This window comes from Achromobacter sp. ACM03, assembly GCF_014851665.1.
Taxonomy (GTDB): domain Bacteria; phylum Pseudomonadota; class Gammaproteobacteria; order Burkholderiales; family Burkholderiaceae_B; genus Achromobacter; species Achromobacter aegrifaciens.
Genome location: NZ_JACVAD010000001.1, coordinates 1,220,868 through 1,236,790, shown reverse-complemented (window position 1 = coordinate 1,236,790; position 15,923 = coordinate 1,220,868). Strand labels below are relative to the sequence as shown.

General features: G+C 68.5%; 13 protein-coding genes. 4 read left to right on the top strand and 9 right to left on the bottom strand.

Translation table 11 applies throughout. The features are described from left to right. Positions 1-40: 40 nt before the first annotated feature. Genes IB257_RS05650 through IB257_RS05630 form a run of 5 tightly spaced genes read right to left on the bottom strand, consistent with a single transcriptional unit; the run spans position 41 to position 7,665 of the window. Positions 41-1,972, bottom strand: a complete 1,932-nt coding sequence (locus IB257_RS05650; protein WP_192491984.1) for an acyl-CoA synthetase — start codon at positions 1,970-1,972, stop codon at positions 41-43. 16 nt (positions 1,973-1,988) lie between these two features. Further along, entirely contained in the window at positions 1,989-3,122 is a 1,134-nt protein-coding gene (locus IB257_RS05645; protein WP_175213533.1) for an acyl-CoA dehydrogenase family protein, read from the bottom strand. A gap of 9 nt (positions 3,123-3,131) precedes the next feature. After that, on the bottom strand, positions 3,132-4,328 hold the full coding sequence (locus tag IB257_RS05640) for an acyl-CoA dehydrogenase family protein (RefSeq protein ID WP_192491983.1): 1,197 nt from the start codon (positions 4,326-4,328) through the stop codon (positions 3,132-3,134). A gap of 9 nt (positions 4,329-4,337) precedes the next feature. Beyond that, the gene (locus tag IB257_RS05635; RefSeq protein ID WP_192491982.1) at positions 4,338-5,519 is read right to left on the bottom strand and encodes an acetyl-CoA C-acyltransferase; all 1,182 of its coding nucleotides are present in this window, start codon (positions 5,517-5,519) and stop codon (positions 4,338-4,340) included. Positions 5,520-5,544: 25 nt separating this feature from the next. Then, positions 5,545-7,665: a 3-hydroxyacyl-CoA dehydrogenase NAD-binding domain-containing protein gene (locus IB257_RS05630; protein WP_192491981.1), complete on the bottom strand. Its 2,121-nt coding sequence runs from the start codon at positions 7,663-7,665 to the stop codon at positions 5,545-5,547. Positions 7,666-7,864: 199 nt separating this feature from the next. On the opposite strand from IB257_RS05630, the gene IB257_RS05625 reads away from it, so the two are divergent. The 4 genes from IB257_RS05625 (at position 7,865) to sodC (ending at position 12,750) form a co-directional block, all read left to right on the top strand. After that, positions 7,865-8,794 carry a LysR family transcriptional regulator gene (locus tag IB257_RS05625; RefSeq protein WP_054456406.1) on the top strand — a complete coding sequence of 310 codons (930 nt, stop codon included), beginning with the start codon at positions 7,865-7,867 and terminating at the stop codon, positions 8,792-8,794. 138 nt (positions 8,795-8,932) lie between these two features. Further along, positions 8,933-10,321: a GntP family permease gene (locus IB257_RS05620; protein WP_192491980.1), complete on the top strand. Its 1,389-nt coding sequence runs from the start codon at positions 8,933-8,935 to the stop codon at positions 10,319-10,321. Positions 10,322-10,373: 52 nt separating this feature from the next. Further along, the gene (locus IB257_RS05615; protein ID WP_082401160.1) at positions 10,374-11,693 is read left to right on the top strand and encodes a DUF445 domain-containing protein; all 1,320 of its coding nucleotides are present in this window, start codon (positions 10,374-10,376) and stop codon (positions 11,691-11,693) included. Between the two features lie 532 nt (positions 11,694-12,225). Then, a complete protein-coding gene (gene sodC, locus IB257_RS05610; RefSeq protein WP_054456408.1) occupies positions 12,226-12,750 on the top strand; it encodes a superoxide dismutase family protein in 525 nt (174 codons plus the stop codon). A gap of 12 nt (positions 12,751-12,762) precedes the next feature. Here sodC and IB257_RS05605 read toward each other — a convergent pair whose 3' ends face one another. From IB257_RS05605 to IB257_RS05590, 4 genes are all read right to left on the bottom strand, one after another. Then, positions 12,763-13,386: a glutathione S-transferase family protein gene (locus IB257_RS05605; protein ID WP_192491979.1), complete on the bottom strand. Its 624-nt coding sequence runs from the start codon at positions 13,384-13,386 to the stop codon at positions 12,763-12,765. Positions 13,387-13,480: 94 nt separating this feature from the next. Beyond that, on the bottom strand, positions 13,481-14,701 hold the full coding sequence (locus IB257_RS05600; protein WP_175181289.1) for an MFS transporter: 1,221 nt from the start codon (positions 14,699-14,701) through the stop codon (positions 13,481-13,483). 108 nt (positions 14,702-14,809) lie between these two features. Continuing rightward, positions 14,810-15,601: a type I methionyl aminopeptidase gene (gene map / locus IB257_RS05595; protein WP_054456411.1), complete on the bottom strand. Its 792-nt coding sequence runs from the start codon at positions 15,599-15,601 to the stop codon at positions 14,810-14,812. Next, positions 15,602-15,847, bottom strand: a complete 246-nt coding sequence (locus IB257_RS05590) for a ParD-like family protein (protein ID WP_054456412.1) — start codon at positions 15,845-15,847, stop codon at positions 15,602-15,604. Between the last annotated feature and the right edge of the window lie 76 nt (positions 15,848-15,923).

The window sequence follows — 15,923 nt, the reverse complement described above, 5'->3', positions numbered from 1 at the left end:
TTGTCTCCTGGGGTGTTGTTGTGTGTGGGAGGGGGACTGCTCAGTCGCGCAGGGCGACCTTGACCGGTAAGCGGGCCAGCGCGTCGCGCAGGCTGGCCTTTAGCGCCGCGGACGCGCGGGCGTCGGCCTGGACTGCGACCTCGGGTTGAGCGTCGGCCTGTACGCGGAACAGCGCGCCGTCGTCGATCAGGCCGGCTTCCTGCAAGGTGCGCGCCACCACGGCCTGGGCCGATACCGCGGTGGCCAGGCGGCGCAGGTCGGGCTTGTAGATCTTGCCCACGTTGGTCATGGGCATGCTGTCCAGCACGATGACGCGCTTGGGCCGCGCCGGGCTTTCGTCCACGTGCTCGGCGGCATAGGCCAGCAGTTCGGCTTCCGGGACCTGGGCGCCTTCGGCCAGCGTGACAAAGGCGATGGGCAGTTCGCCGGCATAGGCGTCGGGGGCGCCGACGGCGGCGCAGAGCTGCACCGACGGGTGCGATGCGAGCGCGTCCTCGATAGTCTTGGGATCGATGTTGTGGCCGCTGCGGATGATCAGGTCCTTGGCGCGGCCCTGCAGATGTAGCCGGCCGTCCGGGTCCAGGTAGCCGACGTCGCCGCTGATGAGCCAGCCGTCCTCGGTGAAAGCGCGCGCCGTGTCTTCGGAATCAAGAAAGCCGGGGATGACGTTGGGCGCCTTGAACAGCACCATGCCGGGCTTGCCGGCGGGCAGGTCGCGCGCGGGCGCGCCGGCCGGCACGTCCAGGCCGACGATGCGCACCTGCACGTAGGGCAGCGGAAAGCCGACGCAGCCGACCGGAAACTCGCAGCCTGGCGGCGAGATGGTGGAGATGCCCGCCATCTCCGTCATGCCCAGGCTTTCGTTGACGTGCAGTCCGAACAGCCGTTTGAAGCGAGCGGCCAGCTCGGCGGGCAGGGGCGCGGCGCCGGTGCGGCAATAGCGCAACGACGAGATGTCGGCGCCGGCCAGCGGCACTTCGGCCAACGCGGCGAGGATGGTCGGCACGCCTTGCAGCGAGGTGGCGCGGTGGTGTTCGACCAGGCGCCAGTAGTTGCGCAGCACGTCGCGGTTGCGCAGCAGCAGGGTGGTGGGGATGACGGTTTCCACGCCCGCCGACAGGGCGGCCAGCGATGCCGGCAACACGCCCGCCACATGGAACAGCGGATAGCCGTTGATGACCACGTCGTCCGGTCCGGCGTTCTGCAATTGCACCGCGGCCCAGGCGCTGAAGACCTGGTTTGCGTGGGTGTGGATGGCGAGCTTGGGCGCGCCGGTGGTACCGCCGGTATGGAAATAGGCGGCCACGTCGCCGGCGTGGATTTTCCGGTTGCTGACCAGGCGGTCGACCGGCTGCACGGCGCGCGCGGCATTGAAGTCCAGCGCATGATCCGGCAGCGCCGGGCGGGCCGAGGGCGGCTCGTCCAACGGGGCCACGCGCAGCAGCGTGTGCAACGTGGGCACGCGTTCGCGCAGGCGCAGCGCCTTGGACCAGGAGCCGCATTCCACGTCGGACCCGTAGGCGATCAGTACCTTGGCGCGCGCCGTGGTCATGAGGGAGGCGAGCTTGTCCTCGGCCAGCAGGGGATTCAAGGGCTGGACGATGCCGGCGGCCTCGCCGCCCCAGAGCGCCAGGTGGTACTCCAGGCAGCCGGGCAGCAGGATGCCGACGGCGTCGCCCGGGCCCACGCCCAGTTCATGCAGCAGGTTGGCGGTCTGGTGGATGCCGGCCAGCAGTTCGCGGTAGCTCCAGCGCACCGGCGTGTCGCCGGGATCGGCGCTGCGCAGAAAGGTCAGCGCGGTCTTGTCGCCGAAAGCCGCGGCCGAGTTGCGGAAGATCTCGTAGGTGCTCTGCACCGTGAGCGTCTCGGTCAGCGGCCGGGCTTGCAGCCGCTGCACGTCCGCCGCGCTGCGCACGGGGAATGGGGCCGCAAAAGGCGGCGAGAGGGGCGGGGCGGCATGGACCTGGGTCATGGGCGTGGTCCTCCGCTCAGGCCTGCCCCAGCGCGATGTAGCGCCGCAGGTGATGGTCTTCGTCGCCCAGTTGGTGGTCGATCATGACCAGGCGCTTGGCATAGTGCGCCAGGGGCAGCTCCCAGGTCATGCCGATGCCGCCGTGCAGCTGGATGCTCTCTTCAGCCACCAGGGTGCCGATGCGGCCGATGGTGTACTTGGCGGCGGACAGCGCGCGCTCGCGGGTGGCGCGGTCCGGGTGGTCCAGCGCGGCCGCGGCGTTGATCACGGACGAACGCGCCTGTTCGATCTCCAGCAGCACGTCGGCCATGCGGTGTTGCAGCGCCTGGAAGCTGCCGATGGGAGCGCCGAACTGGCGGCGCGTGCGCAGGTATTCCAGAGTGGCGTCGCGAGCGCAGTCCATGGCGCCGACGGCTTCGGCGCACAGCGCCAGGATGCCGCGCCCGGCGGCGCGTTCCAGCAGCGGGTAGCCTGCGCCGGCCTCGCCCAGCAAGGCTTCTGGCGCAAGCTGCACTCCGTCGAGCACCAATTCGGCCGCGCGGCCGCCATCGATCAGGCCATAGCCGCGCAGCGTCAGGCCGGGCGTGCCGGCGCTGACCAGGAACAGGCTGATGCCGGCCTCGTCGTCCGGCCCGCCCGCGCTGCGGGCCGGGATCAGGAACAGGTCGGCGTGCTCGCCCGCCGCGACCACGGCCTTGGCGCCGTTGAGCACCCAGCCGTCTGCAGTGCGTTCGGCGCGGGTCTCGACGTGCGCCAGTTCATAGCCGGAGCCGGGTTCGGCGTGGGCCAGCGAGGCCGTGATGCTGCCCGCGATCAGGCCTTCAAGGGCCTCGCGCTGGGCCGGCGTGCCGGCTTCGGCGATGGCGCTGCCGACCATGAGCGCGTCCAGCAGCGGTTCGACGGCCAGGCCGCGGCCCAGCGCTTCGAACACGACGGAAATGTCGAAGCCGGTCCCGCCCAGTCCGCCGTCTGCTTCGGCAAACAGGGCGCCGATGGCGCCGAGTTCGGCATAGCGCTGCCACAGCTCCAGGCTGTAGCCCCGCTCCGAGCGGGCATTGCGGTCGCGCGTGGCGAAGTCGCTCTGTTCGGCGACAAAGCGGCGCAGCATGTCGGAGAGCATGCGCCGGTCTTCGGTGTGTTCAAAATTCATGGCCGGCCCTTACAGTCCGAGGATCATCTTGGAGATGATGTTCTTCTGGATTTCATTGGAGCCGCCGAAGATCGACAGCTTGCGGTTGTTGAAGTACTGCGCGGCGGCGCTCTCGGCGCCGTGGGGGCCGATGGGCGGTGCGTCATAGCCGTCGTGCAGCGCTTCGGGCACGAAGGGGCGGGCATAGGGGCCCATGGCGCGGCGGTTCAGCGCGCTGATCTCCTGGCGGATCTGGGTGCCGCGGATCTTCAGCATGGAGCTTTCGGCGCCGGGCGCGCCGCCGCCGGCCACCGCCGCGACCACGCGCAGGTTGGTGGTGCGCATGTTGGCCAGCTCGATCTCGACGCGCGCCAGCCGCGCGGCGAAGTCCGGGTCTTCCGATAGCGGACGTCCGTGCTTGCGTAGTCTTGCGGCTACCGTTTTCAGGCGTTCCAGCGCTGCCGTGGATTGTCCAACGCCGGCGATGTTGGTGCGTTCGTAGGTCAGCAGGTACTTGGCGCAGGTCCAGCCGCGGTTCTCCTCGCCCACCAGGTTGGCCGCAGGCACCCGCACGTCGGAGAAGAACACTTCATTGACTTCGTGCTCGCCGTCCAGGGTGATGATGGGGCGCACTTCCACGCCGGGGCTCGCCATGTCGATCAGCAGGAAGCTGATGCCTTCCTGGCGTCGGCCTTCCTGTGACGTGCGCACCAGGCAGAAGATCATGTTGGCGTACTGGCCCAGCGTGGTCCAGGTCTTCTGGCCGTTGACCACGTAGCTGTCGCCGTCGCGCACGGCGGTGGTCTTGACCGAGGCCAGGTCCGAGCCCGCGCCGGGTTCGGAATAGCCCTGGCACCACCAGTCGGAACCGTCCAGGATGCGCGGCAGCCAGTGGCGGCGCTGCGCCTCGCTGCCGTACTTGATCAGCACCGGGCCCAGCATGCTCAGGCCAAAGGGCACGATGCGCGGCGCGCCGGCCAGCGCGCATTCGTTTTCGAAGATGTACTTCTGCACGGCGCTCCAGCCGGTGCCGCCGTATTCCATCGGCCAATGGCTGGCGAGCCAGCCTTGCTGGTTGAGGATGGCGTGCCACTCGACCATGTCGGCGCGCGTCAGCAGCTTGCCCTGCGCGACCTTGGCGGACAGGCGCTCGGGCAGCTTGCTGGCGAGAAAGGCCCGCACTTCATCGCGGAAGGCGTTTTCTTCGGGGGTGAATTCCAGGTCCATGGGGGATCCTCAGTAGATTTCAAACAGGCCGGCCGCGCCCATGCCGCCGCCCACGCACATGGTGACGACGGCATAGCGGGCGCCGCGGCGGCGGCCTTCGATCAGCACGTGGCCGGCCAGACGGGCGCCGGTGACGCCGAAGGGGTGGCCCAGGGCGATGGCGCCGCCGTCCACGTTCAGGCGGTCCATCGGAATGCCCAGCTTTTGCTGGCAATACAGGGCTTGCGAGGCGAAGGCCTCGTTCAGTTCCCAGAGGTCGATGTCCTGCACCTTGAGGCCGTGGCGCGCAAGCAGCTTGGGCACGGCGTAGACGGGGCCTATGCCCATCTCGTCGGGTTCGCAGCCGGCGATCGCCAGGCCGCGGAACGCGCCCAGCGGCGTGATGCCGGCGCGCTGGGCTTCAGCGGCTTCCATCAGCACGCAGGCGGCGGCGCCGTCCGACAACTGCGAGGCATTGCCTGCCGTGACGAACTGGCCGGCGCCGCGCACAGGGGCCAGCGAGGCCAGGGCGTCGTAGGTGGTGCCGGGGCGGTTGCAGGTGTCGCGGTCCACGGTCACTTCGCGCTCGCTGACGGCGCCGGTGGCGCGGTCGGTGACGGACATGGTCGTGGTGACCGGAACGATCTCTTCCAGATACCGTCCAGCGGCCTGCGCGGCTTCGGTACGCGCCTGGCTTTGCGCGGCGAAATGGTCCTGGGCTTCACGGCTGATGCTGTAGCGGGCCGCGACGATGTCGGCGGTTTCGATCATGGGCAGGTAGAGCTCGGGCTTGTTTGCCACGATCCACGGATCCATGCCGCTCACGCCGTCGTCGCGGGTGCGGATCTGCGACACGAGTTCCACGCCGCCGGCGATCATCGCGGGGGCGCCGTCCATGACGATGCGGCTGGCGGCCGAGGCGATGGCCTGCAGGCCGGAGGCGCAATAGCGGTTGACGGTAGCGCCGCCCACGCTGACCGGCAGGCCGGCGCGGATCACGGCCTGGCGGCCTATGTTGCGACCCGTGGCGCCTTCCGGATAGCCGCAGCCGATGAACGCGTCTTCGATCAGGGCCGGGTCCATGCCGGCCCGGTCGACGGCGGCGCGCACGGCGTGCGCGGCCAGCGTGGGGCCGGCGATGAGGTTGAATTCGCCGCGCCCCGCCTTGGTGATGGGGGTGCGGGCGGTGGAGACGATGACGGCTTCGCGCATGGCGTGTTCCTGTGTGGAGTCCGGGTCAGGCAGCCTGGTTCAGGCTGGCGAATGGGCGGCCGGATTCGGCCAGTTGCACCAGCAGCGGCGAAGGCTTCCAGAAGGCGGGGTCTTCCTGCGCGTAGCTGCGGATATCCGCCAGCACGCGGTCCAGCCCCACGCTGTCGGCGTAGTGCATGGGACCGCCGCGATGGCGCGGAAAGCCGTAGCCGGACAGGAACACCACGTCAATGTCGGACGGGCGCTGCGCGATGCCTTGGTGCAGCACATTGGCCGCTTCGTTGATCATGGCGGCCAGATAGCGGCGCTGGATGTCTTCTTGCGTGTAGGCGCGCGGCGTGACGCCGGCGCGTGCGCGTTCGGCGTCGATGATGGCGAGGACTTCGGGGTCTGGTTCGCCTTGGCGCGCGCCGTCGGGGTACAGGTAGAAGCCGCGGCCCGTCTTCTGGCCGAACCAGCCCCGTTCGCACAGCCGGTCGGGAATCTGCACGTAGCGCAGTGCTGGGTCGCGGGTGGGCGCGCGGCGCTTGCGTGTGGCCCAGCCGATGTCGCCGCCGGCCAGGTCCGCCATCTGGTAGGGACCCATGGGATAACCGAAGTCGCGCACGGCGGCGTCGATCTCGTAGGGCGACGCGCCGTCTTCCATCATCATGTCCGCCGCCTGGCGGTGCACGGCCAGGATGCGGTTGCCGATGAAGCCATCGCACACGCCCGCGCGCACCGGGATCTTGCGCAGGCGCCGCGCCAGTTCGAAGCCGGTGGCCACGGTGTCGGGCGCGGTGTGCTCGCCCACCACGACTTCCAGCAGCTTCATGATGTTGGCCGGCGAAAAGAAGTGCAGGCCCAGTACGTCGGCGGGCCCGCGCGTGGCGGCGGCGATGAGGTTGACGTCCAGGTACGAGGTATTGGTGGCCAGCACCGCGCCGGGCTTGGCGACGCGGTCCAGCTGCGCGAACACGGCTTGCTTGACCGCCATGTCTTCGAACACGGCTTCGATGATGAGATCGGCGTCGTCCAGCGCCTCGGAGCGGGTCGAGCCGGTGTAGCGCGCCATGCGGGCGTCGCGCTCGTCGGCGCTGATCCGGCCTTTCTTGACCAGCAGCTCGTAGACCTGCGCGACGCGGCCACGCCCGCGTTCCAGCGCGGCATCGTCCTGCTCGACCATGGTCACGGGAAAGCCGGCGTCCAGCGCCGAGACGGCGATGCCCGCGCCCATGGTGCCGCCGCCGACGATGCCGATACGCTCCAGGCGCCGCGGCCGGGCCGCTTGCTGGCCCGGCATCTTGGCCGTGTCGCGTTCAGCGAAGAAGGCATGCACCAGGCCCGCCCGCTGCGGGCTGTCCAGGCATTGCAGGAACAGCGCGCGTTCGGTGCGCAGGCCATCCTCGAAGGGCTGCTCGATGGCGGCGCGCACGGCTTCGACTATCTTGCCGGGCGAGTACAGCCCACGGGTGGTCCGCGCCACGCGTTCGGCCGCTGCCTCGACCTGGGCCAGCGCGGCGGTCCGGTCGGCGAGCGCGTCGGCGTCGCGGGTGCGGCGCGGACCCGCGCCGATCGCCAGCAATTGCCGGGTGTAGGCCAGGCCCGCGTCCAGCGGATCGGTCTCGCTGGAGAGCGCGTCCACCAATCCGGCTTCCAGGGCGGCGCCGGCAGAGAGGTGCTTGCCGGTCAGCATCAAATCCAGCGCGGCCTGCGCGCCCATGAGGCGCGGCGCGCGCTGGGTGCCGCCGGCGCCGGGCAGCAGGCCCAGGTTCACTTCGGGCAGGCCCAGCTTGGCGCCCGCGAGCGCGACGCGGTAGTGCGCCGCCAGCGCCACTTCCAGTCCGCCGCCCAGCGCCGCGCCGTGCAGCGCGGCAACCACCAGCTTGGCGCTGGCTTCGATCTGGTTGCAGACGTCGGGCAGGATGGGCGGCTGCGGCGGCTTGCCGAATTCGCGGATGTCGGCGCCCGCGATGAAGTTCTTGCCCGCGCCCATCAGCAGGATGGCGCGGACCTGCGGATCGGCCTGGGCGTCGCGCACGGCCGCGGCCAGATCGCCGCGCACGGCGGCGCTCAGGGCATTGACGGGGGGATGGTCGATGGTGACGACGAGAATGTCGTCATAGCGGCGCGCGTTGGCCGCGCCGGTGCTTGCGCTGTCTGTCATGGACAGTGTCTCCGATGAGGCCTGCCGCCGGAGCGCCGCTGGGGGCGAGGGCTAGGGCCGGGCGGACCAGGAACGGCCCGTCTTTTATGGCCTCATTCTTTCGCAGTAAAGAAGTCTTGACAATGGCATCGATAATTGACATTGAAGTCAAAAAAATTTGACAATGTGGAGGTAACTTGCTGCGGCGTGGAGGCCCGGAATGGACACCAAATCCCTGACGTTGCTGGTGGAAATCCTGGACGCGGGCAACCTCAGCGAGGCCGCGCGCCGCCTGAAGATGACGCGCGCTAACGTCAGCTACCACTTGAATCAGCTGGAACGCTCGGTAGGCATGCAGCTGGTGCGGCGCACAACGAGGCATGTGGAGCCGACAGAAATCGGACTGAAGCTGTATCACCACGGGCGCAGCATCCAGGACGAACTCGCCGCGGCGCGTGAATCCGTCGAGACCCTGGGCAAGACGCCGCAGGGCAAGGTCAGGCTGAGCGTACCCAGCGGCTACGGGCAGTTCGTGATGACGCCCTGGCTGCTGGAATTCAAGCGGACCTATCCGGATATCGTGCTGGACGTGTTGTTCGAGAACAGCGTGGATGACCTGCTGCGCGACGAGGTCGATATCGCGGTGCGCATCATGTCCGAGCCGCCGCAGAACCTGGTGGCGCGCGAGCTGGGCCAGGTCCGCTACGTGGCCTGCGCCTCGCGGGACTATGCCGCCGCCCGGGGCCTGCCGCAGCATCCGGAAGAGCTGTCGCGCACGCCCATCATCAGCGCGGCGGTCATCGGCCGGCCCTTGCGGCTTTCGGCCTACTACGGCGGCCAGCCGCGGCAGCATGTGGTGCTGGAGCCGACGGTGATTTCGCGCAACTACGCGTTCCTGCGCGACGCGACGCTGGCGGGGCTGGGCGTGGGCGTGGTGCCGGACTACGTGGTGCACGACGACATTGCGCGCGGCGAACTGGTGGCCGCGTTGCCGCAATGGCGGCTCAGCATCTTCGGGCGCGGCATGTACATGCTGTACATGCCCAATCGCCACCACCCGCGGGCGATCTCGATGATCATCGAATTCATCCTGGAGCGCGCCCAGGCCGCGCACGAAGGCAGGCCGGGATTGCTGGAGGCGGCAGGCTAGCGGGGCCAGCCCGCTGAGGCGCGTGCAGGCCCTGGACGCGCGCCTTTCCTGACTGGCCGTTCAGCTTGGCGGGCATAAAATCCGTGTTCCTATCGGCAAGCGGCCGCAGGGCCGCGCCCATTTTTTCCAGGCCCGTCCATGTCCTCTTCCGACGTCCAATTGCTTCTTACCGCGCTGGCTAGCGTGCTGGTGCTGGTTGCGCTGATCGTTTCGCGCATCCGCATGCATCCGCTGCTGGCGCTATTGATCGTCTCCATCGGCGTGGGGTTCGCCACCGGCATGGAGCCCGTGGCCATCGTCAAGAACCTGAGCAATGGCGCCGGCAAGACGCTGGGCGCGGTGGGCGTGGTGATCGCGCTGGGGGCGATGCTGGGCAAGATCCTGGCCGACTCGGGCACGACCGAACGCCTGGCCAATGCCATCCTCAGCCATACTTCGCCGCGCATGATTCCCTGGGCCATGACCCTGGTGGCCTTCGTCATCGGCATACCGATGTTCTTCGAGGTCGGCCTGGTGGTGATGCTGCCGCTGATCTTCAGCGTGGCGCGCAAGCTGGAAAGCCAGCAGCGATTCAAGGGCTCGGCCTACGTGTACGTGGGCGTGCCGGTGATCTCGGCGCTGGCGGCAATGCACGGCATGGTGCCCCCGCATCCGGGGCCGCTGACCGCCATCGCCACGCTCAAGACCACGGTGGGGCCGACCATGATCTACGGCTTCATCGCGGCGCTGCCGGCCATGGTCTTCGGCGGCCCCTTGTATGGCGCTTTCATTTCGCCGCGCATGACGACGCGTCCGGACGAGGCGCTGTTGGAACAGTTCACCACCACCCGCCAGGAGGCTGCCGGCCGCAATGCGCCCAGCGTAGGCCTGGGGGTGCTGGCGGCCTTGCTGCCCGCCTTGCTGATGCTGGTGCACGCGGGCGCGGAAATGCTGCTGCCCAAGGACTCGCGCGCCATGCACGTGGCGGCGTTCCTGGGCGACCCGATGGTCGCGATGCTGCTGGGCGTGCTGTTCGCCGCCTTCACCCTGGTGCTGATGCGCGGCGGCGACGCGGAAAAGCTGCGCGACGCCATGGGCAAGAGCCTCAAGCCCATCGCCGGCATCATGCTCATCATCGCGGGCGGCGGCGCGTTCCAGCAGGTGCTGACCAGCGCCAAGGTGGGCGATGCCATCGTGCAGCTGACCCATCAGTTTTCTTTGCCGTCGCTGGTGCTGGGCTGGCTGATCGCCATGCTGCTGTCGGTGTCCACCGGATCGGCCACGGTCGGTATCGTGGGCGCGGCGGGCTTGCTGGCGCCGCTGGCGGGCGCCGATCCCAGCCTGAACCTGCCGCTCCTGGCGCTGGCCATCGGCTGCGGCTCGCTGTTCTTCAACTACGCCAATCACGCAGGCTTCTGGATGGTGAAGGAGTCCTTCGGCATGACCATGGGCGAAGCGACCAAGACGATTTCGGTGGTGCAGTCCATCGTGTCGGTGGTCGGGCTCATCATGGTGCTGCTGTTCAACATGCTGCCGCCGCTGGGCTGACGCCGCTGCGGGCCGTAATTGTTATGCTGGGTCTGTCGTTTCCGGAGACCCCATGACAGAGATGCCCCGTTCCGCCGCCACGCATTCCGCGCTGGCTTCCGAAGCGCGCCGCACGCAGTTGCGGCGCATGAAGATCGCCGCGCTGGCGCTGTTGGTGGCGATGGTCTGCGGTTTCATCACCAGTCACGTCATGGGCGGGCAGGGCGCCTGGGCCTGGGTGCGGGCGTTCTGTGAGGCCGCCACGGTGGGCGCTCTGGCCGACTGGTTCGCGGTGGTGGCGCTGTTCCGCCGGCCGATGGGGCTGCCGATTCCGCATACGGCCATCATTCCCAGCAACAAGGACCGCATCGGGGACAACCTGGCGGTGTTCGTGCGCGACCATTTCCTGGATCCGGACACGCTGATGGAGAAGCTGCGGGTGTTCGATCCCGCGGCGCGCCTGGCGCGCTGGCTGGGGCGCCCGCGGCAGGCGCGGGCCTTGAGCGAGGGGGCGCGCAATGTGGCCTTGCAGACGCTGGACCTGCTGGACGACCGGGCGGTGCGCGGGGTGATCCAGGAGTTCGTGGTGAAGAACCTGCGGCGCTGGGACGCGGCGGATACGGCGGGCGAGGTATTGGGTCTGTTGACGCGCGACGGGCGGCATCAGGAGCTGCTGGACGCGGCGCTGGAGCGGCTGGGCGGCTATCTGGGCGACGAGGACGTGAAGGCGCGGGCCTCGAGCTTGCTGGTGAAGTTCGCGAAGAAGGAATGGCCGCGCATCATTGCGGCGGTGGACGTGGTGAAGTCGGTGGACGGAATTGCCGACAATCTGGCGGACCGGCTGGCGCGGGCGCTGGTGGAGGAACTGCGGGACGTGCTGTCCGAGCCTGGGCATCCGGTGCGGCGGGATTATGAAGCCTGGGTGCAGGATTACATCCGGCGGCTGAAGGATGATCCGGCCTTGTCGGCGCAGGTGGAGGCGCTGAAGCAGCGGGCGATCGATCATCCGAAGGTGCAGGAGTACGTGCAGGGGCTGTGGGACGATATCCATGCGGCGCTGAGGCGCGATCTGTCATCGGAGGATTCGGCGCTGGCGCGGCATCTGGAGAGCGCATTGCTGGCCTTGGGGCGCAAGCTGGGGGAGGATCCGGGGTTGCGGGAGGCGATCAACAATCACGTGCTGGGCGGGGCGCGGAGGTTGACGGGGCGCTTGCGTAGCGGGGTCACGGAGCACATTTCCCGCACGGTGAAGAATTGGGATGAACGGCATCTGGTGGATGAGCTGGAACTTAGCGTGGGGAAGGATCTGCAGTACATACGGTTCAATGGCACCTTGGTGGGCGGGTTGATAGGGGTGGCACTGCACGCGGTCGTGTTGCTGGTTCGAGGGTGATGCGATTGCCGTATGGGATGGCTGTTGAGGATTCGGCTGCTGTTTTCTGCGCTTCGTAGGCCGCCCGTCGGCGCGGGCGCCTGGGTGGCGAGCGCCCACGATTGCGGTCCGGAGCCTTCGCTCCGGACTGCCCCGTCGTCATCTTCGTCCAGGCCTGCGGCCTTCCCTTCAGATTCCCTCGGGCGCATCGAGGTTGCTCGCCACCCAGGCGCCCGCGCCGACGGGCTACGTGCGTACAGATTTGATGCGCCGCTAGAGCGGGGTTCGGTTTCGAGTCTTGCGATGCCCGTCAATTGCGGCCGCCCGGGCGGCCGCAATTGACGTACGTTGGGCGTGTCGTCGGGGTTTTGCGCGCTCGCGCGAATGTGGCGGGATGGCTCTTTTTTGCAAGATCTGCGTTTGTATCAGGAACGAAGATTGCTGGCAGACGGCCTGACCCAAATGCTATTGTTTTTTCCGGCATGGCCGGCACGGGCCGTCCATGCACCACCGGGCGTCCGCGGGCTGCGGGCGCGTATCTTGGAGGCACCCCATGAAGAAAATCTCGATGCTGGTCGCGGCGCTTGCGTTCGCAGGCGCGTCTGGCGCGGCGCTGGCGGAAGACGTGTCGATGTCGTTCCTGAGCGTGGACGGCGTGGGCAAGAGCGCTGGCACGATCACGCTCAAGGACACCAAAGGCGGGCTGCAGCTTACGCCGCATCTGAAGGGCCTGCCGCCCGGCGAGCACGGCTTCCATGTGCATGAGAAGGGTTCGTGCGAGCCTGGCATGGTGAACAACCAGATGGCGGCCGGCGGCGCGGCGGGCGGGCATTTCGATCCCAAGGGCACCAAGGCGCACAAGGGGCCGATGGCGACTGACGGGCATCAGGGCGATCTGCCGTTCATCGTGGTCGCTGCCGACGGCACGGCGACGAAGGCGGTGGTGGCGCCGCATCTGAAGCTGGCCGATGTGAAGGGCCGCGCGGTGATGGTGCACGTGGGCGGCGACAACTACAGCGATACGCCGGCGCCGCTGGGCGGCGGGGGCGGCCGGCTGGTTTGCGGGGTGGTGAAGTAGCCGCTTGGGCGGTCAGGCCGTGCCGTTGCGGCCGTACAGACGGTAGCCTGCGCGTTCGGCGAGGCGGTCGTAGTACGCGGCGACGGCCGGCAATCGCGGCTTGTCGAAGGGCGTGCTGAACCAGCGGTTCACCGACAGGCCGACCGGTATGTCGGCCAGCGAGAACGCGGGGCCGGCGACGTAGCCGCCGGCCTGTTCCAGGCGCCGGTCCAGTATCGCCATGAAGCTCGCCCATTCGCGGCAGGACGCTTCGATCGCGGCGCGGTCGCGGTGGGTGGGAGATTCGCGCACCAGGGCCATGAAGGCGTAGCTCCAGGAACGATTCAGGTCGGTGGCCTGCCAGTCCATCCATTGGTCGACGCGGGCGCGCAGCCTGGGTTCGGCGGGGTACAGGTCCAGCCCGCCGTATTGCGCGGCCAGGTAGCGGATGATGCTGTTGGACTCCCACAGCACGAAGTCGCCGTCCTGGATGACCGGCACCATCGCGTTCGGATTCAGCGCCAGGAAGGCGGGCTCGCTGGTGGGTTGGAACCCGGAGCCCCAATCTTCACGCTCGAAAGGCAGGTCCAGTTCGGCGCAGGCCCAGAGCACCTTGCGCACGTTGATGGATGAGGCTTTACCCAGGATCTTCAGCATCTTGCCGTCGCCGTGTTGACTGACCGGGGCAGTCTAGCGGGCGGCGGCGGGCGCGCACAGATACAGATTGCCGGTTTTGCGTGCGCAACAGCGTTCAATAGGCGCCGGCTTCGGGCTGGGTGCGCAGGCGCAGCACCGGCGAGGTATACAGCACCACGAATTGCACGGCAAAGCCGGCGGTCGATACCCACAGGCAGGCTTCGACGCCGGCGCGGGCGGCAAGCGCGGCGCCGATCAGCGCGCCGACCGGGCGGGCGCCGAAGGTGGCGGTCAGGATGACGGCGGACACGCGGCCCAGCAGGGCGTTGGGGGTGATTGCCTGGCGCAGCGTGGTGGTGGTGATGGTCCAGAGGATGGGACCCGCACCGAACAGGAAGAAGCCCGCTGCCGCCCACGCGCCGGACGGAAACGCCAGCGTGGAGAGCAGGATGGCGCTTGCGATCAGCGCGGCCAGAGGGCCGGCGGCGATCATGCCGCCGAAGCTCAGCCGCTGTGCGAGCCAGGGCGCGAGCAAGGCGCCGGCCACCATGCCGCCGCCATACACGCCCAGCGTCAGGCCGACGGCCGTGGCCGACAGGCCCAGCCGTTCGATGGCGTAGGCCACGTAGATGGCCTGCAGCACGAACCAGGCGGTATTGAAGAATACGGCGGTCACCAGCACCGGGCGCAGCAGCGGATGCGTGAGGACGAACGCCGCGCCCTCGCGCAGTTCCTCCAGCACGCGGCGGCGCGGCGCTGGGCCGGGAGTGTCGTGGGGCAGGCCGGCCAGCAGCAGGGCCGCCAGCAGCGACAGCACGGTGGCCAGCACATACGCCGAGGGCGCGCCCATCCACCCGACCAGCGCGCCGCCGGCGGCTGGCCCTGCGGAAAAAGCGGTACTGCGGGCCAGTTCCAGCCAGCGGTTGGCGCTGGCAAGTCCGGCGGGCGGGACCAGCCGCGGCACCAGCGCCGGCGCGGCCACGTTGTAGGCGACCGTGCCCACCGCGCCCAGGAAGCCCAGCGCGGCCAGCCAGCCCAGATTAAGTCCGCCCGTGGCCAGCAGCGCCAGCAGGCCCAGCAGGCTGGCGGCGCGCACGCATTCGGCGGCGGTCATCAGGGCGCGCCGTGACATCCGGTCGGCCAGCACGCCGGCGGGCAGGGACAGCAGCAGGAAGGGCAGGGTCTGGGCCGTCTGCAGATAGCCCGTCTCGGCAGCGCTGGCGCCCAGCGCCAGCACCGCGACCAGCGGGGCGGCCGCAAGCGCCATCTGTTCGGAGAATTGGGCGGCCAGGTTGGAGGCGGCCAGGCGGCGGAACGCTGAGGGCAGGGCGGGCATGGGGCGCGGACGGCGGAAACGACAAGGGCACGATCATGATCGTGCCCTTGTCCTCCGGCACTCCGTTCCTTGCCATGGGCAAGGCGCGCGCGCCGCTTCGCCTCTTTCTCAGGGGATGGGCGGATAGTCGCCGAAGCCGTCCGGCCAAGGCGTCAGCACTTCGTAGCCGGTCTCGGTCACGACCACCATGTGCTCCCATTGCGCCGACAGCGAGCGGTCCTTGGTGACCACGGTCCAGCCGTCGGGCAGTTGCTTGGTCTGGGGCTTGCCGGCGTTGATCATGGGTTCGATGGTGAACATCATGCCGGGCTGCAGCACCATGCCTTCGCCTGGGCGGCCGTAGTGCAGCACTTGCGGATCGTCGTGATAGATCTGGCCGATGCCGTGGCCGCAGTATTCCCGCACGATGCTGAAGTGCTCGCGGTGCGCCACGGTCTGAATGGCGTGGCCGATATCGCCCAGCGTCGCGCCGGGCTTGACGGCCATGATGCCGGCGCGCATGGCTTCATAGGTGGTGTTGACCAGGCGCCGCGCCAGCGGGCTGGGCTGGCCCACGTAGTACATGCGGCTGGTGTCCCCGAACCAGCCGTCCTTGATCACGGCCACGTCGATGTTGAGGATGTCGCCGTTCTTCAACACCTTGGCCGACGGAATGCCGTGGCAGATTACGTGGTTGGCCGAGGCGCAGATGGTCTTGGGAAAGCCGTGGTAGCCGACGTTGGCGGGTATCGCCTTCTGGACGTTGACGATGTAGTCGTGGCAGATGCGGTCCAGCTCATCGGTGGTGACGCCGGGGCGGACGTGCTCGGCAATCATGTGCAGCACTTCCGCCGCCATGGCGCCGGCCTTGCGGGCCATTTCGATGTCGGCGGCGGACTTGATGGAAACCTTCTTCGCCATTTACGCGGCCTCCTGCTGGGCTGGCTGTGGCAAGCCTTGGGACAAGGATGCGATGGCGAAGCCCTCGGCCTGTTCGATGCGGATCAGCAATTGGCAGATGTCGGCGTGGCGCAGTTCGGGGTAGAGCTCGGACAGCATGCCGATGCGCATCCAGTGTTCGGCCTGGGAATTGATGGAGCGGCTGAGCGCGCCGCTGGCGACGCGGAGGTTCTCATGCATCTGCTCGGAGATCTTGACGATGCCCATGGAGTTAATGATCCATATATGGTTTGTATATGGATCGTATCTTACCGCCGATGGGCGGCAGGGCGCAAATCGGGAG